Genomic DNA, 19,681 nt, shown 5'->3' on the forward strand with positions numbered 1-19,681 from the left:
GAGCATGCGACGAACAGGACAGGGCGGCGGATGGCTAGGAAAAGCCTGGTACCACAGATCAGCAGCAACATCATCGAATATGTGCAGACGAACCGCATGCAGCAGGGCCAGCACCTGCCATTGCAGATGCTGGCCGACACGTTCCGGGTCTCGCGTGCACCGATCCTGAGCGCTCTCCAGAAACTCGAAGGAGATGGCATCGTCCGGGCGGAGCCAAACAGGGGCTACTTCCTTGCCGTCGACGCTGAGAATATCGCGCTTGAAACCGCCAACGACGATATGGACACGGCGGGCGACGAGGCAATCTATTTCCGTATGGCCGAAGACCGTCTGTCGGGCAAGCTTGAGGAGCGCGTCAGCGAAAACGAGTTGATGCGCTTCTACGACGTCCCGAGAACGCGTCTCCTGAAAGTTCTGCATCGTATCGCTGACGAAGGCTGGATCGAGCGACTGCCGGGGAACGGGTGGGCATTCCGCCAGGCTCTGACGTCCAGACAGAGTTACGAGGATGGATATGCATTCCGGGCCGTGATCGAGCAGCAGGCGATGCTGTTGCCGACGTTCGAGCCCGACGTCGAGGGCTTGAAGCGCGCCCGCGAGGTTCAGACCGCCCTGCGTGACGGTGGCTTCGAGACCTGGTCGCGTGCCGATATCTTCAAGGCCAACAACGAATTCCATGAGATGCTCGTCGCATGCTCCCGCAACGAGTTCTTTCTCGACTCCATCAAGCGGATCAACAGGCTTCGCCGTCTCATCGAATATCACATCACCATCGACCGCAGCCGTCTGCCAAAGCAGACGGCGGAGCATCTCCATATCCTCGATCTCGTTGAGGACGGGCGACGAAACGAGGCTGCGGCGTTTCTATTCACCCACATCATGGGCGCAAGCCGCATCAAGGCGCCGAAGGTCTGACGTCCGTCAGCCAAGTGCCTTGAAGACGATGCAGACAGGGCTGCCGACCGGGAGCACCTCATCCCTCGCTGACAGGCGGCCGGTCATTGCGTCAATGTCGAACGCGGTCACGGTGTCCGAATCCTCGTTTGCCACGAGAAGGACGCCGTTCGGAAGGATTGTGAAAAATCTCGGTGTCTTTCCGCCGGTCGCCCAATGTCCGGCGAGACGCATGTGGCCGGAGCGGTCCAGTTCGAAGACCACGATGGTGTCGCTGCCGCGATTGCTGGCATAGACGAACCGTCCGTCGCCCGATACCGCAATTTCGGCAGCGCGGCTGTTTCCGGTGAAGGTGTCGGGAAGGGCCGAGAGTATCTGGAAGGGTGAGAGGCGTCCGTTGTCGGGGTCGAAACGGTACGCGGTGACAGTTGAATCGAGCTCGTTGACAACATAGGCGAGGCGGCCGCTGGGGTGGAACGCGATGTGTCTGGGACCCGAGGCTTCCCGCGCGGCGCAGGCACTCGCTTCCCGCAGGGTTCCGTTCACCGCGTCGATCTCGTAGATGAGGACCGTATCGGTACCCTTGTCCGGCACCGCGATCCACCGGCCACTCGGATCGAATTCCACCTGATGAGGCTTGGGCATGGGCTGCTCGACGCGATGCGGGCCGATTTCCCCGTTAATTGCGGCAAGGTCGCATACCTCGCCGAGGGATCCGTTCTCGAGGCGCGGAAGAAGGGCAATCGACGACGTAACATGATTTGCCACGACGAGGTATCGGTTTGTCGGATCGAAGGAGAGATCGACCGGATTGCGTCCCCGCGTCGATTGCGTTCCCAGTTGCGTCAGCTTGCCTGTCGATCGTTCGATCGAGAAGGAAGTCACCCGATCCGAGTCGCCGTGGACGGTGTGCAGGAACTGGCCGGTTCGGTCGAATGTCAGGAAGGACGGGTTTTCCATATCGAGGAGCTGGAGGTGCTCCCACTGCATGCCATCGCGAAGACGGTACACATTGAGGCCGTTGCCGCGCGCGTTGCGTTGCCGCGTTGTTCGCGCGCCGACGTAAACGACCAGGTCGCCACAATTTTCCATTTCCCAGGTCTCCTCCTTATGGCCCAGAACCTGATAAGCCTATCCTTCAAAAATCGCAATTGCATTTTATAACTATAATATGTAAATAAAGCTCCTGCCTTGGGAGGCAAGCGACATAAACACCTTTGGGAGGGAGCCATGACGCTCACCGATACGAGCACGCTTGAGAAGACGACCACGCGTAAAGTCTTCTGGAGAATCGTGCCCTACTGTTTCATCCTCTATGTCATTTCCTATCTGGATCGCGCCAATCTCGGATATGCGGCCCTGGAGATGAACAAGGACCTTGCCCTTTCCGCCGAAGCTTTCGGCTTTGCGGGGGGAATCTTCTTCATCGGCTATTTTCTGTTCGAGGTTCCAAGCAACGTCGCCCTCCAGAAATACGGTTCGCGCATCTGGATTTCGCGTATTCTCCTCACATGGGGTGCGGTTGCGGTCCTGACGGGCTTCGTTCAGGAAGCCTGGCAGCTCTATACACTCCGCTTCCTCCTCGGCGTCGCGGAAGCAGGTTTCTTCCCCGGTATCATCATCTATCTCACCTACTGGTTCCGCGCCAAGGAACAGGCGACGACGGTGGCGTTCTTCACCGCCGCTATCCCGGCTTCCTATCTGCTCGGCGCGCCGCTCAGCACCTGGATCATGGACAACGTGAACTGGTTCGGACATGCGGGCTGGCGCTGGATGCTGGTGCTCGAAGGGTTGCCCGCGATCCTGGCCGGCGTCTTCAACTACTTTTACATGACAGACCGCCCGGAGAAGGCGAAGTGGCTGACCGAGGACGAGCGCAACTGGCTGGTCGGCGAGCTCGCCCAAGATCATAACAAACGCAAGAACGTCCAGCATCTTGGGCTGTGGGCTGCAATCTCCAACCCGAAAGTGCTTTTCCTGTCAGCGATCTATTTCATCTATCAGGTCGGCAATCTCGGGATCGGCCTCTGGATGCCCCAGATCATCCAGAGCTTCGGTAAGTCGCTGACACATACCCAGATCGGCCTCGTCGCCATGGTTCCCTATGCTATCGCCACCGTTGCCATGGTCCTGTGGTCCAGGAGTTCCGACCGCACGGGCGAGCGGCAAAAGCACAGTGCCGTACCGCTCCTGATCGGAGGGCTCGCGCTGGCCGCTACAGGCCTGACGCACGATCCCTATGTCGCGATCGGCCTCATCTCGGTGGCTCTCGCCGGCATCTATGCGTTCAAATCGCCGTTCTGGTCGTTGCCGAGCCTCTTCCTGTCACGTTCAACGGCGGCGGTATCGATTGCGGCGATCAACTCGATCGGCAACCTCGGCGGTTTTGTCGGACCCTACGCGATGGGTTGGGCCAAGACGGCGACAGGCAGCCCGCTCGGCGGCCTTTTGTTCCTGGCGGTGCTTCTCGTGATCTCATTCTTCATGACATGGTTCATGCGTTTCCCGGCTCCCGACGCCGATGACAGTCCGACCGGACAGTTCCACGCCGGCCGCACGTCCTCCCGCAAAGCCTGAACGGAAAAAACAGCATGCGCACCACATTCGACATCAACGGCGTCAGCCACGACATCATCGATCTTCCGGCCGAGGCCGGCGATTGTCTGGTGCGCATGCCTTATATCCATCGCATCCTGCTGGAGAACGTTCTCCGCACGGCAGGTGACGACGCCTTTCGTGCCAAGGACGCTATGCTCGCCTGGCTCGAAACGGGCCAGAGCGATGTCGAAATCCCCTTCCTGCCGAACCGGGTGCTGATGCACGACACAACGTGCGGGCCCGCGCTCGTGGATATCGCCGGAATGCGCTCGGCGCTCGCCGAGGCAGGCGGCGATCCGGCCCTGCTCAACCCGGTCGTTCCCGTCGATGTCTCCACGGATCACTCGGTCGCCGTCGATGCTTTCGGGACTTCGGCGGCGCTCGCGCGCAACATGGAGCGGGAGTATGAACGTAATGCCGAGCGCTATAGTTTCATGAAATGGGCGACCAACAGCCTTGCCGACTTCCGGGCGCATCCGCCGGGAACCGGGATCATGCATACGCTCAACCTCGAACGGCTCGCGACGGTCGTGACGTCGGTGCAGCGGGACGGCAGGCTGTGGGCCATGCCGGACACGCTGATCGGGACGGACAGTCATACGCCGATGATCAATGGGATCGGCGTGCTGGCCTGGGGTGTCGGCGGGCTCGAGGCGGAAAGCGTTTTCTTCGGCATGCCTGTCGCCCTTCGTGTTCCCGATGTCGTCGGCGTCCGGCTGACGGGTGCCCTGAGGGAGGGTGTGCTTGCGACCGACCTGGCGCTTGTCGTTACCCATCTGCTCCGCCAGATCGACTTGCAGGACAAGTTCGTGGAGTTCTACGGCCCGGGCGTGTCAAACCTCACGGCGGGCGACCGTGCGGTCGTCGCCAACATGACGCCCGAATTCGGGGCGAATAGCGGCTATTTCCCGATCGACCGCCAGTCGATCGATTACCTTCTCGCCACCGGGCGCAGGTCGGTACACGCCGCTTTCGTCGAGGCCTACGCGAAACGGGTCGGCATCTGGTTCGATCCGAACGCCAATCCGCGCTACACGTCCACCCTCGATCTCGACCTGTCCAGCGTCGAGCCCAGCCTCGCAGGCCCCCGCCGCCCGCAGGACCGGATTGCGGTCAGCGAAACCCGTAGCGCAATCGCGGCAATGAAAAAGAACGGCGGCGCGCCTTCCGTCGACGGCGAACCGAACGACGGTTCAGTCGCGATCGCGGCCATCACAAGCTGTACCAATACGTCCGATCCGCGCCTGTTGATCGCTGCCGGACTTCTGGCCCGCAAGGCGAAGGCCTATGGGCTTCGTCCTCCGCACTGGGTCAAGACATCCACCGCTCCCGGCTCGCCGACGGCGGAGCGTTATCTCGTGCGGGCAGGGCTTTTGTCCGATCTCGAATCCGTGGGCTTCGGTATCGTGGGTTACGGCTGCACGACATGCATTGGCAATTCCGGCCCGCTGACCGAGCCGGTCGCGGATGCGATGGCCAAGCGTGGCATCCTTCCGGTCGCCGTGCTTTCGGGAAACCGCAACTTTCCCGGGCGTGTCCATCCCCAGCTTGAGGCCGGGTTCCTCGCCTCGCCGCCAATGGTCGTGGCCTTCGCACTCGCCGGGACCGTCGAACTCGATATCATGAACGATCCGGTCGGGGTTTCAAAGAACGGTACGCCGGTGACCCTCTCCATGCTGTGGCCGAGTGCTGCGGAGATCAACGAAGCCCTGGCTGCCGCATCGAAGATCGAGGACTTCGCGCCCGCCTACGATGCCGCCGAAGCGAGCAGGGCGTGGAAGGAGCTTCCGGCTCCAACGACGACGCTGTTTCCCTGGGATGAGACATCCACCTACATCCGCCGTCCGCCATTCGCGAGTTTCGGCAAGGGTACCAAGCTCGGAACCTATGAGGCGCATCCGATCCTCGTCGTCGGCGATGACATCACGACCGACCACATTTCACCGGCCGGCGCGATCCCCGCAAAGGGCGATGCCGGGCGCCATCTGATCGAGCGCGGGGAAAATCCCCTTGACCTCAACGTCTTTTCGTCGCGGCGTGGAAATTGGGAAGTGATGATCCGTGGCCTGTTCACCAACAAAACGGTGCGCAATCTTCTCGGCCACGACATTCCCGCCGGTTCCACCATCCACGCCGGATCGGGCGATGTCCTGTCGCTCTGGGACGCGGCGCAACGATACCAAGCCGAGGGCAGGTCCGTGGTCGTGCTGGCAGGCGAGCGTTATGGAATGGGTTCTTCTCGTGACTGGGCAGCCAAGGGCGTGGCGCTTCTCGGTGTCCGCGCCGTGCTCGCAACCAGCTTTGAGCGCATTCACCGCTGGAACCTGATCGGCATGGGTGTGTTGCCCCTACGGTTACCGCCAGGCGTCAAGCCCGCTGACTTCGGCATCTCGGCCGACGATGTCGTCGTGATCGACGCTGATCCACAGACCATGGCGCCCCGTTGCGATGTGACCGTGACAATAAGGAAGGCGGACGGCACCTCGATGACCCTGGATGCCGTAGCGGCAATCGAAACCAGCGCGGAGGTCGGCATTCTTCGGGCAGGCGGTGTGCTGCCGCTCATCCTCAAGCAATTGCTGAACAGGCCGGGTCGGAAGGCATCCGGGCGGGAAGTGTAATCGGAGAAGCGAAATGGCAGACATCGACATCGCCGAAGTACGACGCGCAATCGCCCCCTCGGGAACGTTGCGGACGACGATAAATGTCGGGAATCCGATCCTCGCAAGCCGGAAGGACGTGCCAGGAGGCGTCGCAGGCGTTTCCGTCGATCTCGCCCGGACGCTGGCTGAGCGGCTGGACGTACCGCTCGAACTTGTCGTTCTCGAGTCAGCGGGTAAGGCAGTCACCGCCGTTGAGGAAGGCCGTGCCGATATCGGCTTCTTCGCTCGCGATCCCGAACGCGCGCAACTGATTGCGTTCACTGCCCCTTACGTACTGATCGAGGGCTGTTATCTTGTCAGAGACGGCTCTCCGCTCTCCGAAATGAAAGACATCGATGTTGCGGGCCGCAGGGTGGTTGTGGGCAAGGGCAGCGCCTACGACCTGTATCTTACACGAGAACTTCGACATGCCGCGATCGAGCGCGCCGCGACGTCCCCCACCGTCGTCCAGCATTTCCTGGAAACGTCAGCCGACGTGGCGGCGGGCGTTCGCCAGCAACTCGAAGAGGACGCGGACCGGTTCGGTGGACTGCGGCTTCTGCCCAGCCGCTTCATGGTGATCGAGCAGGCGATGGGAGTGGCACGGACACATGGTCCGGTGGCGGAGAACTATCTGACTGCGTTTGTGGAAAGCGTCAAAGCCGAAGGTCGGGTTGCCGGTTTCCTGAAAGCCAATAAGGTGGAGGCGGTCTCGGTGGCTCCGCTGACAGTTGATATCATATCTTCCTGATCTCGCATAAATGCGCCTTGCATTTTCGATAGCAAATAAAACAGGAAAATGGCGTCCACGAGAGGATTCGAACCTCCGACCCCAGGATTCATACCACTTCGGCTTTAACCGCCGCCCGGTCGCCAATGGACAGGACGTTCGTGGTCTGGACTGTCCCTTCACCATGGGCCATCAGGCCTTTAGGTGCTGCCCATCCAGTCTCTACACCTTCAACGGATTTCTCCGGAGCTTGGCTCGGGATTGGCATGCTGGAAGACCAGCGAAGCTTTCCCCGACTTTGAGCAGATCGATTGCGTCGTTTCCGGGCGCAACCCCCAATTTGTCTTAGGAATCCTGTGCTCTATCCTGCTGAGCTACGTGGACACTGAATTGCTCTTTAACCCGACGATGCCCGCGGATCAACCGCGTTCTTCATCGCGGTCGATCTCTTTTCCGGCTTTCTTCCCGCGCCCCGGCAATCAGCTCGTCAGGCGCTGCTCGGCCAGCTTCACCCAATAGGAAATACCGTAGGCGATGGCCTCGTCGTTGAAATCATAACCCGGATTGTGAAGCCCGGCCGAATCGCCATTGCCGATGAAGATGAAGCAGCCCGGCCTTTCCTTCAGCATGAAGGAGAAATCCTCTCCCGCCATGGAAGGGTCGACATCGGGGTCGACATTCGGTTCGCCCGCCACATCGCGGGCCACACGGATGGCGTGGTCGGTCTCGGCAGCGTGATTGAAGGTCACCGGGCAATAACGCTCGTAGACGACTTCCGCTTCCGCGCCGTTGGCAAGGGCAATACCTTCCGCCATCTGCTTGATACGATCCTGCGCCAGATCGCGCACCGTTTCATCCAGGCTGCGCACCGTGCCGGCGATCAAAGCCTCGTTGGGGATGATGTTGTGGCTGGAACCGGCGTGGAAACGGGTGACGGAGACCACAACGGAACGGATCGGATCGGCATTGCGCGAGGCGATCATCTGCAGGTTGCCGACGATCTGCGCGCCGATGGTGATCGGATCGATGGTGCGGTGCGGCTGCGCCGCGTGGCCGCCACGGCCCTTGACGGTGATGGAGAACTTGTCCGGTGCCGCCATGATGCCGCCCTTGCGGATGGCGAAGGCGCCGAGCGGAATTCCCGGCATATTGTGCATGCCATAGACCTCATCGATGCCGAAGCGTTCCATCAGCCCGTCCTCGACCATGGCGAGAGCGCCCGCGCCGCCTTCTTCAGCAGGCTGGAAGATGACGGCGATGGAGCCGGCGAAATTGCGGGTCTCGGTGAGATATTTCGCCGCGCCGAGCAGCATGGCGGTATGGCCGTCATGGCCGCAGGCATGCATCGCACCCGCCGTTTTTGAAGCCCAGGGCTTGCCGGTTTCTTCAACGATGGGAAGGGCATCCATATCCGCGCGAAAACCGATGGTGCGATTGCCGGAAAGATTGCCCCTGATGATGCCGACCACTCCGGTGCGGCCGAGACCGGTCACGATTTCGTCAACGCCGAAAGATTTCAGCTTCTCCGCAACGAAGGCCGCGGTGTTGTCGACGTCATACAATATCTCGGGATTTTCATGCAGGTGATGCCGCCATTCGCTGACTTCCTGCTGGAGTTCGGCGGCTCTGTTCAAAATCGGCATTCGTTCATTCCTGGGTTCATCGGTGCGGCTTGTGGTAAAATCCTATCCTCCATGGTGGATAGTGCGCCGCATAATTGACGTAATCAATGTACTTTGCCATTGCTAGGACATATATGGTGAATATTGCCATTCCCCGACCGAAGACGGGAATTCGAGGACTAGCCTTGCCAAACACAGTGAAATCGCCAAACGCCGCCAGACGGCTCTCCGCAGCCGTTGCCATCATGACCGCAGGCCTCGTTGCCGTGGCGCCCGTGGCAAATGCCAATCCGAAAATGGTGGTCGATGTCAAAACCGGCAAGGTGATTTCCCATCAGGAAGCCTTCCGTAAGTGGTATCCGGCGTCACTGACCAAGCTGATGACCGCCTATATCGCCTTTTCGCAGATGAAGGCCGGCAAGATCAGCCCGCAGACGGAAGTGGTTATGAGCAAGAAGGCCGCCGACCAGCCGGCCTCGAAAATGTATTTCAAGCCCGGCCAGAAGCTGACCATGGACAGCGCGCTGAAGCTGCTGCTCATCAAGTCCGCCAATGACATCGCCGTGGCGATTGCCGAGACGATCGGCGGCACCAGCGACAATTTCGTGGCGCAGATGAATGCGCAGGCGCAGCGCCTCGGCATGAGCTCCACCCGTTATATCAATGCCAATGGCCTGCCCGGCAAGGGGCAATATACGACCGCCCGGGATCTGGCGCTGCTGGCGCTGATCATCAAGCGTGAGTTCCCGGAATATGCCCATTATTTCTCGCTGGAGGGTGTCAGCACCGGCAAGAAGAACTATGCCAATTTCAACATGCTGGTTGGCCGCTTCGATGGCGCTGATGGCATGAAGACCGGCTTCATCTGTGCCTCCGGCTTCAACCAGGTGTCGTCAGCCGTGCGCAATGGCCGTTCGGTCATCACCGTGGTGCTGGGTGCGGACAGTCTTGCCGGGCGCACCGATCAGTCTGCCGATTTGCTGCAGATGGGGCTGACCGCACCTTCAGGTCAGGGTGTTTCGCTCGCCGCACTGGCGCCCTATGGCGATACCGGTGAGGTGAATGATGTCAGCGCCGAAATCTGCAACCCGAAGGCCGCCAAGGTGCGCAGCGAAAGCCGCGACGAGGCTGGCCGCATGGTCATCCATTCGCCCTATGTTCAGGAAATGACCCGCCCGCCGGAATATTCCTTCGCCGGTCTCATTCCCGGCAGCGAGACCGTGGCGGTGAACACCGCCAAGGGCGCGGCCGGCAAGGGCGAAGTGGCGAATGTGCCGATCCCGATCCCGCGCCCGACATTCTGATCGTCGGTGACGGCCTCGGGGGCAATGGCGCGGTTGAGATGCGCTTTGTGTATTCGCAGTCCGATGATGTTATGATATTACAGTGTCGCTCGTGGCTTTCAGCCTCGGGCGATTTCTTTTCGCTCTATGCGGCTCCGGTGTCTTGTGTCGTGCAATGACATGCCGGAGCAGCCGTCAACACACAGGCAAATCATGTCTCGCGATCGCATCCCGGTTTCCATCATCACCGGATTTCTTGGCGCCGGAAAATCGACGCTGCTCAACCGGCTTCTAAAAGACCCCGAGATGAGCGATGCGGCGATCATCATCAATGAATTCGGCGATGTCAGCATCGATCACATGCTGGTTGAAAGCGCGGGTGAGGGCATCATTGAACTGGCGGAGGGCTGCCTCTGCTGCACGGTGCGCGGTGAACTGGTGGATACGCTGGCGGAACTGATGGATGGCATCCAGACCGGCAAGCTGAAGCCGGTAAAGCGGGTGGTGATCGAGACCACGGGCCTTGCCGATCCCGCCCCCGTCATGCAGTCGGTCATGGGCAATCCGGTCATCGCGCAGAATTTCGTCCTGAACGGCATGATCACGGTTGTGGATGCCGTGAACGGTCTTTCCACGCTCGATAACCACCAGGAGGCGGTGAAACAGGTCGCCGTGGCTGACCGTCTGGTGATGACCAAGCGCGCGCTTGCCGATGCCGCCACGATTGCCGCGCTGACAGGCCATCTTCAGGCGCTCAATCCACGTGCGACCATCGAGGATGGCGACAAAACCGATTGGAGCGCTGTGGGGCTTCTGGACAACGGCCTTTACGATGCCGGCAGCAAGACTGCCGATGTCGGCCGCTGGCTGGGTGAAGAGACGGCTCATGATCATCATGACCACCATCACGACCACGATCATGAACATCACCATCATGGCGATCACGATGACCATCACCATCATCACGATGTGAACCGGCACGATGCATCTATCCGGTCCTTTTCGATCATTCACGATCAGCCGGTCAGTCCTATGGCGATTGACATGTTCGTGGATTTGCTGCGCTCGGCACATGGTGAAAAGCTCCTGCGCATGAAGGCCATCGTCAAGCTGTCGGATAATCCGGGCCGGCCGCTCGTGCTGCATGGGGTTCAGACTATTTTCCACACGCCGGAGCGCCTCGCGACGTGGCCGGACCCGGCTGATCAGCGCACGCGCATGGTGCTGATTACGAAGGATTTGCCCGAAGCCTTCGTACAGGATCTGTTCGCGGCCTTCACAAGCGCGCCGGGCATCGACCGGCCGGACAGGCAGGCGATGACGGATAATCCGTTGGCGGTTTCCGGGTTGCGGTTTTAGGGCGTGTCGTGATGGTCTAGGTCGGTGGGTGTGGTTCACCCCCCTCTGTCCTGCCGGACATCTCCCCCTCAAGGGGGGAGATCGACAAGCGGCTTGCTCCGAACATCTTTATGGGGACAGCAACCCGAAGTGCAGAGCTTGTGAGAAAACGAGCGGTCACTACAACTGATCTCCCCCCTTGAGGGGGAGATGCCCGGCAGGGCAGAGGGGGGTAAGCCCCGAGCGTCAGCGTCGAATGTCGCTTACCCGCCCTTCACAATCCGAAACCGATGCCCCTTATCCACCGCAACCGTTTCCACCAGACTATGCCCATCCTCATTGCACATATGGGTAATATCGATCACCGCCAGCGGATCGGTCGTCTCGACGGTCAGAACATCGCCAGCCTTCAGGGTCGCGAGTTTTTTGCGGCTTCTCAAAACCGGAAGGGGGCATTTAAGCCCCCTCAAATCATAAACGATCTCGGCCGTGTCGCTCATTCCTTGGCCCAGAACTTCCAGAACGGCTTCTTTTCCGGCGCTTCCGGTGCAGGTGCTGCGGAATAGGCAAGCGGGTTCATGGCTGGAACCGGGATGCTCTGGGCGGCAGTTCCGGTCTGACCGGCGGCTGCGGGTGTGGCCGAGGCAACCATCGTCGGTGCCGCGGGCGCCGGGTTCGATTGCGGTGCCGTGGCGGGCTGTACCGCCGAAGGACGCGGGCCGCGCAAGGAAGAAGCGGTTGCGGTCGTGGCCGGAGAGGACGACGTCACCTGCTGCGCCTTTTTCTCCATCAGCGCGGCATATTCCGTTTCCTTCATCAGCTTGCCGGCCTTCAGCGCCGAACCGGTCGGGGCATAGGCGGGCTCGCGGCCCTTGCGCTTTTCTGCGACCAGCGCCTTGCGCTCCGCCTCGCTCGGGTCGTACCAGGCCATGCCGTCATATTTCTTCATCGCCTTTTCATAGGCGAGATCGTAGGTCTTCTCGTAGCTCGAAAGCGCGCTGACGAGCGCCGGCGGTGTGCTCATGGCCGGGCATTGGGCCGACGCGTTGAAGCTGCCGCCTTCCGTCTGCTGGTTGAAGACGTATTTCTTCTCGCAGACATTCACTTCCGGCGGGCGCTTGGTCACTTCGAAATTGTCGTAACCGACCTTCAGCATCTTCCAGAATTCGAGATGCTCGCTCTGGCGATGGCGGGCCATGTTTTCCGCCGTCATGCGGAACGGGAAGGCCTGCAGCTGCACGGTCTTCTGGCCGCCCTTGAAGGCGTCACGGGCGAAACCGTAGATTTCAAGAATCTGCGCATCCGTCATCGAATAACAGCCTGACGATGAGCAGGCGCCGTGGATCATCAGATTGGTGCCGTTGCGGCCATTGGCGGCATCGTAGCGGTTCGGGAAACCGGTATTGATGGCGAGATAATATTTGGAATTCGGATTGAGATGGGCGGGCGTCAGGTTGTAGAAACCTTCCGGCGCCTGCCGGTCGCCTTCCTTCACCTTCGGGCCGAGTTTGCCGGACCATGCGCAAATCTCGTAACCGGCGATCTTCTCGAAACGGTTGTCGCGTCTGGCTTTCCAGATTTCCAGCGCGCCTTCTTCCTTGAAGATGCGGATCATGATCGGCGAGGTGCGGTCCATGCCGCGCTTGTCGATCTCGGCCAGAATGGCCGGAGACAGCGGGTAATCGACCTTGTTCTTGACGTGGGAAACGTCGCGTTCAACGGTTTCGAGCGTATCGTTGCAGCCGGCGAGAACGAGCGCGGTGCAGGCAAGAAGTGCAAAATGTGTCAAACGCATGATCTGATCCGAAAGACGATGGCACGAAGCGGCGGCAGTTCTATACCGTTCCGTGTGTAATTTAAATACGGTATTAACCGTTTACATCTTCTTAACTCAAATCGGATCCGCCCCCGCGGCCGCCGATACATCTGTTGATGTGACCGGACTATGGCCGAGTTGGGGCGATATTCAAGGAAAATAAGGCTGCTGTCAGATCGTTTTGGCTTTTCTTCGAACCGCCAAAACAATCTCACTCTTTCTTTTGACGCATTTTCCGGACGTAAAGCCGCTACGCAATTTTACTGGAAATGCTCTAGAGGTTCCGGCCGATATCCAGGAACTTCTGGCGGCGTTCGGCGCGAAGCTGCGTGCCCGAACGCTGCGAAAGATCGGCCAGCGCCTTGGCAATGACGTCGCCCGTTGCATGGATGACGGTTGCCGGATCGCGATGCGCGCCGCCGATGGGTTCGGGAATGATGCCGTCGATGACGCCGAGCGATTTCAGATCTTCCGAGGTGATCTTCATATTGGTCGCAGCTTCCTTGGCACGGGTCGAATCGCGCCAGAGAATGGAGGCTGCACCTTCCGGCGAGATCACCGAATAGATCGCATGTTCGAGCATATAGACGCGGTTGCCGGTGGCGATCGCGATCGCGCCGCCCGAGCCGCCTTCACCGATGACGACGGAAACGATCGGCACCTTGACGTTGAGGCACATTTCCGTCGAACGGGCGATGGCTTCGGCCTGGCCGCGCTCTTCCGCGCCGACGCCGGGATAAGCACCTGCGGTATCGATGAGGGTGACGACCGGCAGCGAGAAGCGGTCAGCCAGTTCCAGCACACGGATCGCCTTGCGGTAACCTTCCGGGCGTGGGCTGCCGAAATTATGCTTCAGGCGGCTCTTGGTGTCGTTGCCCTTTTCCTGGCCGATGATGGCGACGGGCTGGCCGTTGAAACGGGCAAGACCGGCCTGAATGGCGGCGTCCTCGGAAAATTTGCGGTCGCCGGCCAGCGGCGTGAAATCGGTGAACAGCGCCTTGGCGTAATCGACGAAATGCGGACGCTGCGGATGGCGCGCGACCTGCGTTTTCTGCCAGGCATTCAGCTTGGAATAAATGTCCTGCATCGCGTCGTTGACCCGCGATTCCAGACGGTTGATCTCCTCCGAGGTGTCTATGCTCTCGTCTTCATCGGCAAGCTTCTTCAGCTCGATGATCTTGCCCTCAAGGTCCGAGATAGGTTTTTCGAAGTCGAGATAATTGTGCATGAGATCCGTTTCCGATCGTTTTGCGCAAGGTTTGACCGGATTATCCGGCGGTTCCGGTCGCTCTAATCAAGGTTTTTGCCCTGTTTGGCAAGGGGGTGATGTGTTTGTACCAGCTCTTGCAAGCGTTCTTCCAGCACATGTGTATAGATTTGTGTCGTGGAAATGTCGGAATGGCCGAGCAGTTCCTGCACCGCGCGCAAATCCGCGCCGTTCTGCAGGAGGTGGCTGGCGAAGGCGTGGCGCAGCACATGCGGCGATACGGCGGACGGGGTTAGGCCCGCACGAATGGCGATGTCCTTGAGGTCGCGGGCGAAGACCTGGCGGGGCAGGTGGCCTTCCTTGCCGTTCGAAGGAAACAGCCATTGGCTCTCCGGTGTCTCCGGTTTTTTCTGCGAAGCTGCCGCCTTGCTTTTCTCCGACGCGAACGCCTTTCTGGCGGCCTCGTATTTTTCCATCGCCTCGATGGCGGCGCGGGACAGCAGAACCATGCGGTCCTTGTTGCCCTTGCCGCGGATCATCAGGAAACGGCCTTCCTGACGCAGCACCTTGACCGGCAGCGAGACCAGTTCGCTGACACGCATGCCGGTGGCATAAAGCAGTTCGAGCAGCAGATGCATGCGGATGCGGGCAAGCTGGCCGGGGCCTTCGGTTGCCGCTTCCTGCGCCGCAAGCCCAAGAAGCCGGTTCACATCGGCCACGCTCATGGTTTTCGGCAGGGCGAGACCTTTCTTGGGCGCATCGATGATGCCGGTCGGGTCATCGCCGCGCAGCCCTTCCGAATAAAGAAAGCGATAAAACTGCCGCATGGAGGAGAGGCGCCGCGCCTGTGAGGTGGCGGCAAAGCCCTGGGCGGAAAGATGGGTCAGATAGCCGGAAAGATCCGGCGTCTGCGCTTCCGTCAGGGACTGGCCGCGCTGACCGAGAAATTCGCGCAGATCGGAAAGATCGCGCTCATAAGAAGAGAGCGTATTGGCGGCTGCTCCCCGTTCGGCGCTCATCATTTCCAGAAAACTTTCCAGCCGCGCGCCGTCGCGCCCTGCCGTCGGCTGTCCGCTCATGGGGTGCGCCTTGCAGGTTCGGTCGACGGCGGGTTGAGCCGCTCGGAGGGTATGCGCACCGTCACTTCGCGGTCGCGCGGTTTGACGACCATGACGAGCAGCACCATGCCGCCATAGATCAGCCCCGCGATGGTCGCCAGTATCATCGTGAAGCGGAAGAGGGTGGGCATGGCGGCTCCGTGAAGGTGGCGGTCGAAACGTATATGCGGTGCGGCGAAAGCGGCGACAAGATCAAAATGCCCGCTCCACCCCGCGCCGCATGCGGCGTTGATTGTGATTCACCACCATTCAGTCAGCAATTTGGCTTGACGCTTCGTAAACATTTGCAGATATCCATGCCAAACGGGCTTTCAAATCTATGAATGAAACGAATTTATCCGTCCCGGCCACACTCGGGGAGCAAGCGCGGGCAAAGCTCGGACGGCGCAACATCGTCTTCGTCGGTCTGATGGGGGCTGGAAAGTCGGCGGTGGGCCGCATGGTCGCCCAGCAGCTCAAGGTTCCTTTCATCGATACGGATGTCGAAATCGAGCGCGTTTCGCGCATGACGATATCGGAACTTTTCGCCACCTATGGCGAGGAGGAATTCCGGGCGCTGGAAACGCGGGTCATCAAGCGGCTTTTGCGCGGCGGCCCCAAGGTCATTTCCACCGGCGGTGGCGCCTTCATCAACGACAATACCCGCCGGCACATCACGCGCGGCGGCATTTCATTGTGGCTGAAGGCCGATCTTGAGGTTCTATGGGAAAGGGTCAACAAGCGCGACCACCGCCCGCTTCTCAAGACCGAAAACCCCAAGGCCACGCTGGCGGCCCTGATGGAGAAGCGCTATCCGATCTATGCGGAAGCGGATCTGACCATCGAATCCCGTGATGTCCGCAAGGAAATCATCGTGACCGAAGTGCTGGCCGCCATAGCCGGCATCGAAAAGAAAGACTGATCCCCATGACGCCTTCCGAAATCCACGCCGATGAACGTCTCGTCCATGTGCCGCTCGGCGAGCGCGCTTATGACATTCTGATCGGGCCGGGGCTGATCGGCCGGGCGGGTGGCGAGATTTCGGCGCGGCTGAAGGGCCGGCGCGCGGCGATCATCACCGATGAGCATGTCGCGCCGCTCTACCTCGAAGGTCTTATGGATGGCCTGCAGACGGATGGCATCGAAGCGGTTTCGCTGACCCTGCCGGCCGGCGAAAAGACAAAGAGCTTCGAGCATCTGGTCACCGTCTGCGATGCGGTTCTCGCAGCAAGGGTGGAGCGTAACGATGCGGTGATCGCGCTCGGCGGCGGCGTGATCGGCGATCTCGCCGGCTTTGCCGCGGGCATCGTGCGGCGCGGCGTGCGCTTCGTGCAGATACCGACCTCGCTGCTGGCGCAGGTCGATTCCTCCGTCGGCGGCAAGACCGGCATCAACAGCCGCCACGGCAAGAACCTCGTCGGCGTTTTCCACCAGCCCGATCTGGTGCTGGCCGATACGGCGGTGCTCGATACGCTGAGCCCGCGGGAATTCCGCGCCGGTTATGCAGAGGTGGTCAAATATGGCCTGATCGACAAGCCGGATTTTTTCTTCTGGCTGGAAAAGAACTGGGATGACATCCGCACCGGTGGCCCGGCCCGCATTCAGGCGATTGCCACGAGCTGCCAGGCCAAGGCCGATGTGGTGGTGGCCGACGAGAAGGAAAACGGCGTGCGCGCGCTTCTCAATCTCGGCCACACCTTCGGCCATGCATTGGAGGCGGCGACCAATTACGATAGCAAGCGGCTGGTTCACGGCGAAGGCGTCGCCATCGGCATGGTGCTGGCGCACCAGTTCTCCGCCCGCCTTAACCTCGCAAGCCCTGATGATGCGGCCCGCGTCGAGGCGCATCTGAAGGCTGTTGGCCTGCCGACGACGATGAAGGACATTCCCGGCGAATTGCCGCCGGTCGAGACGCTGATGGCGGCAATCGCGCAGGACAAGAAGGTCAAGGGCGGCAAGCTCACCTTCATCCTCACCCACGGCATCGGCCAGTCCTTCGTGGCTGACGATGTGGCGGCGTCCGAGGTGCAGTCCTTCCTGTCGGAGAAACATCCGGGGTGAACTGGCGCCGGGCAGTACGGTGAGGGCGCCCCCTCATCGCCTCGCTCCGCTCCGGCACTTCTCCCCGGCGGGGAGAAGTACAAGCCGCTTTGGCAATGCTATACGGGGGAACGGTGCTGGCGCTTTGAGCAAGGCGTTGCCGCCCGGTTTCTTCTCCCCGCCGGGGAGAAGGTGGCCCGAAGGGCCGGATGAGGGGGCTTGCTCTCGGCTTTAATGATAAACTTGGCCTAAAACCGCACCACTTCCCCCGGCGCCGCCGCCTCAATCGCCAGCGCATGCAGCCCGGCATCGAGTTCCGGCTTTAAAAGCGCGTTGATCGCCCGGTGACGCTCGACACGAGACTTGCCTGAAAAGCTTTCAGACACTATCTGAACACGCATATGCGTCTCGCCCGTGCCTGTCATATCCGGCTGGTGGCCCGCATGCATCTGGCTTTCATCGACGACCCTTAGGCGTTCCGGTGAAAAGCTTTCCCTAAGCTTGGTTTCTATGCGATCTCGCAGCGACATGCGAAGGGCTCCAATTCTGTTTTCGGTCTTTGAAGGGGGCTCCCTAAAAGCCTGTAACATTCCGCTTTGTCAATTCTTGTTGTGCAGCTTTTCGCACCCCATAATCAGGGCATCATGAAACTGGATTCGAAATATTTCGATCGCATCCGCACGCGCCGGAAAAGGGAGCGGGAACCTGAGGTTCAGGCCCCAACCTGCCAGTGGGACGGATGCGACAAGCCGGGTATTCACCGGGCACCCGTCGGCCGCAATGCCGAGGGGCAATTCTTCCTGTTCTGTTTTGAGCATGTGAAGGAATACAACAAGGGCTATAATTATTTTTCCGGCCTCTCCGACAGCGAGATCGCCCGTTACCAGAAGGAGGCGATCACTGGCCATCGCCCCACCTGGACAGTGGGCGTCAACAAGACGGCGCGCGATAGCCCGCTGCATTCCACGCTGCGCTCCGGCACGGCCAGCGGCAATGCCCGTATCCGCGATCCTTTCGGCTTCGCCGGCGGTTTTGCGGGTGGCTCGAGGGCAGGCGGCACCCGCATGCAGCAGGACCGCAAGCTGAAGACGCTGGAGGCAAAAGCCTTCGATACGCTCGGTCTTTCTTCCAGCGCAAAGCAGGAAGACATAAAAAGGCGCTATAAGGAGCTTGTCAAAAAGCACCATCCTGATGCTAATGGTGGCGATCGTGGTTCGGAAGAACGTTTTCGGGCTGTTGTTCAAGCATATCAATTGTTAAAGCAGTCAGGTTTCTGCTAAGCCAACTTACGTGTTTACCGCCTGATTGATGATGTGGCCGGGTGGCTGCCGCCCGCCTTGGAGACGTGATGAGCAAAATCGACCTTGATATTTCCAACCTGCCCGACACGACGGTGTCCGTGCGGGAGGTTTTCGGCATTGATACGGATCTGCGGGTTCCCGCCTATTCCCAGGGCGACGCCTATGTGCCGGACCTCGATCCCGACTATCTTTTCGATCGCGATACGACGCTTGCGATCCTTGCCGGTTTTGCTCACAACCGACGTGTCATGGTGTCCGGTTTCCACGGCACGGGCAAATCCACCCATATCGAGCAGGTCGCCGCGCGCCTCAACTGGCCCTGCGTGCGCGTCAACCTCGACAGCCATGTCAGCCGTATCGACCTCGTCGGCAAGGACGCCATTGTCCTCAAAGACGGCAAGCAGGTCACCGAATTCAAGGACGGCATCCTGCCCTGGGCCTACCAGCATAATGTCGCGCTGGTTTTCGACGAATATGATGCCGGCCGCCCGGACGTGATGTTCGTTATCCAGCGCGTGCTGGAATCGTCGGGCCGCCTGACCCTGCTCGACCAGAGCCGCGTCATCCGTCCTCACCCCGCCTTCCGCATCTTTGCGACCGCCAACACGGTCGGCCTCGGCGATACGACGGGCCTTTACCACGGCACGCAGCAGATAAACCAGGCGCAGATGGACCGCTGGTCCATCGTCACCACGCTGAACTATCTGCCGCATGAGCAGGAAGTGAACATCATTGCCGCCAAGGTGAAGAGCTTCGACAATCCGAAGGGTCGCGAAACCGTTTCCAAGATGGTGCGCGTGGCCGATCTCACCCGTTCGGCCTTCATCAATGGCGATCTTTCCACCGTCATGAGCCCGCGTACCGTTATCACCTGGGCGGAAAATGCGGAAATCTTCGGCGATCTCGCCTTTGCCTTCCGTGTGACCTTCCTCAACAAGTGTGACGAGCTGGAGCGTACGCTGGTGGCCGAGCAATATCAGCGGGCCTTCGGTGTCGAGCTGAAGGAAAGCGCCGCGAACATCGTTCTCAGCGCCTGATCGTCCCCGGTCTGTCCGGAGAAGATCACCGATGACTTGAAGACGCCGGCCGGCCGCGCATCCTAGGGATGGGCGT

General features: G+C 60.3%; 18 protein-coding genes. 10 read left to right on the plus strand and 8 right to left on the minus strand.

Features of this window, described 5'->3' with window-relative positions; translation table 11 throughout:
* The first annotated feature begins 30 nt into the window (after positions 1-30).
* The gene (locus ACIQUH_RS08975; RefSeq protein WP_400813863.1) at positions 31-915 is read left to right on the plus strand and encodes a GntR family transcriptional regulator; all 885 of its coding nucleotides are present in this window, start codon (positions 31-33) and stop codon (positions 913-915) included.
* A 6-nt stretch (positions 916-921) separates the two neighbouring features.
* Here ACIQUH_RS08975 and ACIQUH_RS08980 read toward each other — a convergent pair whose 3' ends face one another.
* Positions 922-1,986, minus strand: coding sequence for a lactonase family protein (locus tag ACIQUH_RS08980; RefSeq protein ID WP_400813866.1), 1,065 nt, complete (start codon positions 1,984-1,986; stop codon positions 922-924).
* A 138-nt stretch (positions 1,987-2,124) separates the two neighbouring features.
* Here ACIQUH_RS08980 and ACIQUH_RS08985 point away from each other — a divergent pair, with 138 nt between their 5' ends.
* The 3 genes from ACIQUH_RS08985 to ACIQUH_RS08995 are packed head-to-tail and all read left to right on the plus strand — an operon-like array spanning position 2,125 to position 6,885.
* A complete protein-coding gene (locus ACIQUH_RS08985; RefSeq protein ID WP_400813869.1) occupies positions 2,125-3,471 on the plus strand; it encodes an MFS transporter in 1,347 nt (448 codons plus the stop codon).
* A gap of 14 nt (positions 3,472-3,485) precedes the next feature.
* The gene (acnA, locus tag ACIQUH_RS08990) at positions 3,486-6,113 is read left to right on the plus strand and encodes an aconitate hydratase AcnA (RefSeq protein ID WP_400813872.1); all 2,628 of its coding nucleotides are present in this window, start codon (positions 3,486-3,488) and stop codon (positions 6,111-6,113) included.
* A gap of 13 nt (positions 6,114-6,126) precedes the next feature.
* Positions 6,127-6,885, plus strand: coding sequence for a transporter substrate-binding domain-containing protein (locus ACIQUH_RS08995; RefSeq protein WP_400813874.1), 759 nt, complete (start codon positions 6,127-6,129; stop codon positions 6,883-6,885).
* 458 nt (positions 6,886-7,343) lie between these two features.
* On the opposite strand, the gene ACIQUH_RS09000 is transcribed toward ACIQUH_RS08995, so the two are convergent.
* A complete protein-coding gene (locus ACIQUH_RS09000) occupies positions 7,344-8,507 on the minus strand; it encodes a M20 aminoacylase family protein (RefSeq protein WP_400813878.1) in 1,164 nt (387 codons plus the stop codon).
* A 224-nt stretch (positions 8,508-8,731) separates the two neighbouring features.
* Between ACIQUH_RS09000 and ACIQUH_RS09005 the strand changes: the two genes are divergently transcribed.
* Positions 8,732-9,790 (plus strand): D-alanyl-D-alanine carboxypeptidase family protein, encoded by a 1,059-nt coding sequence (locus ACIQUH_RS09005; protein WP_400814026.1) that lies wholly within the window; start codon positions 8,732-8,734, stop codon positions 9,788-9,790.
* Positions 9,791-9,982: 192 nt separating this feature from the next.
* On the plus strand, positions 9,983-11,128 hold the full coding sequence (locus ACIQUH_RS09010; protein ID WP_400813880.1) for a CobW family GTP-binding protein: 1,146 nt from the start codon (positions 9,983-9,985) through the stop codon (positions 11,126-11,128).
* A 242-nt stretch (positions 11,129-11,370) separates the two neighbouring features.
* Here the strand turns inward: ACIQUH_RS09010 and ACIQUH_RS09015 are convergent, their stop codons facing one another.
* From ACIQUH_RS09015 to ACIQUH_RS09035, 5 genes are all read right to left on the minus strand, one after another.
* Entirely contained in the window at positions 11,371-11,607 is a 237-nt protein-coding gene (locus ACIQUH_RS09015; RefSeq protein ID WP_400813881.1) for a sulfurtransferase TusA family protein, read from the minus strand.
* Positions 11,604-12,902, minus strand: coding sequence for a L,D-transpeptidase family protein (locus ACIQUH_RS09020; RefSeq protein WP_400813883.1), 1,299 nt, complete (start codon positions 12,900-12,902; stop codon positions 11,604-11,606). The genes ACIQUH_RS09015 and ACIQUH_RS09020 overlap by 4 nt, the downstream gene beginning before the upstream one ends.
* Before the next feature lie 295 nt (positions 12,903-13,197).
* Complete coding sequence (locus ACIQUH_RS09025) at positions 13,198-14,151, minus strand: acetyl-CoA carboxylase carboxyltransferase subunit alpha (protein ID WP_400813887.1); 954 nt, start codon at positions 14,149-14,151, stop codon at positions 13,198-13,200.
* 62 nt (positions 14,152-14,213) lie between these two features.
* Positions 14,214-15,209 (minus strand): site-specific tyrosine recombinase XerD, encoded by a 996-nt coding sequence (xerD, locus tag ACIQUH_RS09030; RefSeq protein ID WP_400813890.1) that lies wholly within the window; start codon positions 15,207-15,209, stop codon positions 14,214-14,216.
* Positions 15,206-15,379, minus strand: a complete 174-nt coding sequence (locus ACIQUH_RS09035; RefSeq protein WP_035239639.1) for a hypothetical protein — start codon at positions 15,377-15,379, stop codon at positions 15,206-15,208. Before ACIQUH_RS09035 ends, xerD begins: the two co-directional genes overlap by 4 nt.
* Positions 15,380-15,567: 188 nt before the next feature.
* Here ACIQUH_RS09035 and ACIQUH_RS09040 point away from each other — a divergent pair, with 188 nt between their 5' ends.
* Positions 15,568-16,149 (plus strand): shikimate kinase, encoded by a 582-nt coding sequence (locus tag ACIQUH_RS09040; protein ID WP_400813894.1) that lies wholly within the window; start codon positions 15,568-15,570, stop codon positions 16,147-16,149.
* A gap of 5 nt (positions 16,150-16,154) precedes the next feature.
* Positions 16,155-17,288, plus strand: a complete 1,134-nt coding sequence (aroB, locus tag ACIQUH_RS09045; protein WP_400813896.1) for a 3-dehydroquinate synthase — start codon at positions 16,155-16,157, stop codon at positions 17,286-17,288.
* A 227-nt stretch (positions 17,289-17,515) separates the two neighbouring features.
* Here aroB and ACIQUH_RS09050 read toward each other — a convergent pair whose 3' ends face one another.
* Positions 17,516-17,797: a BolA family protein gene (locus ACIQUH_RS09050; RefSeq protein WP_400813898.1), complete on the minus strand. Its 282-nt coding sequence runs from the start codon at positions 17,795-17,797 to the stop codon at positions 17,516-17,518.
* Positions 17,798-17,911: 114 nt separating this feature from the next.
* Between ACIQUH_RS09050 and ACIQUH_RS09055 the strand changes: the two genes are divergently transcribed.
* Both ACIQUH_RS09055 and cobS read left to right on the plus strand, forming a co-directional pair.
* Positions 17,912-18,547, plus strand: coding sequence for a J domain-containing protein (locus tag ACIQUH_RS09055; protein WP_269346727.1), 636 nt, complete (start codon positions 17,912-17,914; stop codon positions 18,545-18,547).
* A 68-nt stretch (positions 18,548-18,615) separates the two neighbouring features.
* The gene (gene cobS / locus ACIQUH_RS09060) at positions 18,616-19,605 is read left to right on the plus strand and encodes a cobaltochelatase subunit CobS (protein WP_003523293.1); all 990 of its coding nucleotides are present in this window, start codon (positions 18,616-18,618) and stop codon (positions 19,603-19,605) included.
* Positions 19,606-19,681: the final 76 nt, after the last annotated feature.

The sequence above is a fragment of the Agrobacterium sp. NPDC090283 genome (assembly GCF_044769685.1).
GTDB lineage: Bacteria > Pseudomonadota > Alphaproteobacteria > Rhizobiales > Rhizobiaceae > Agrobacterium.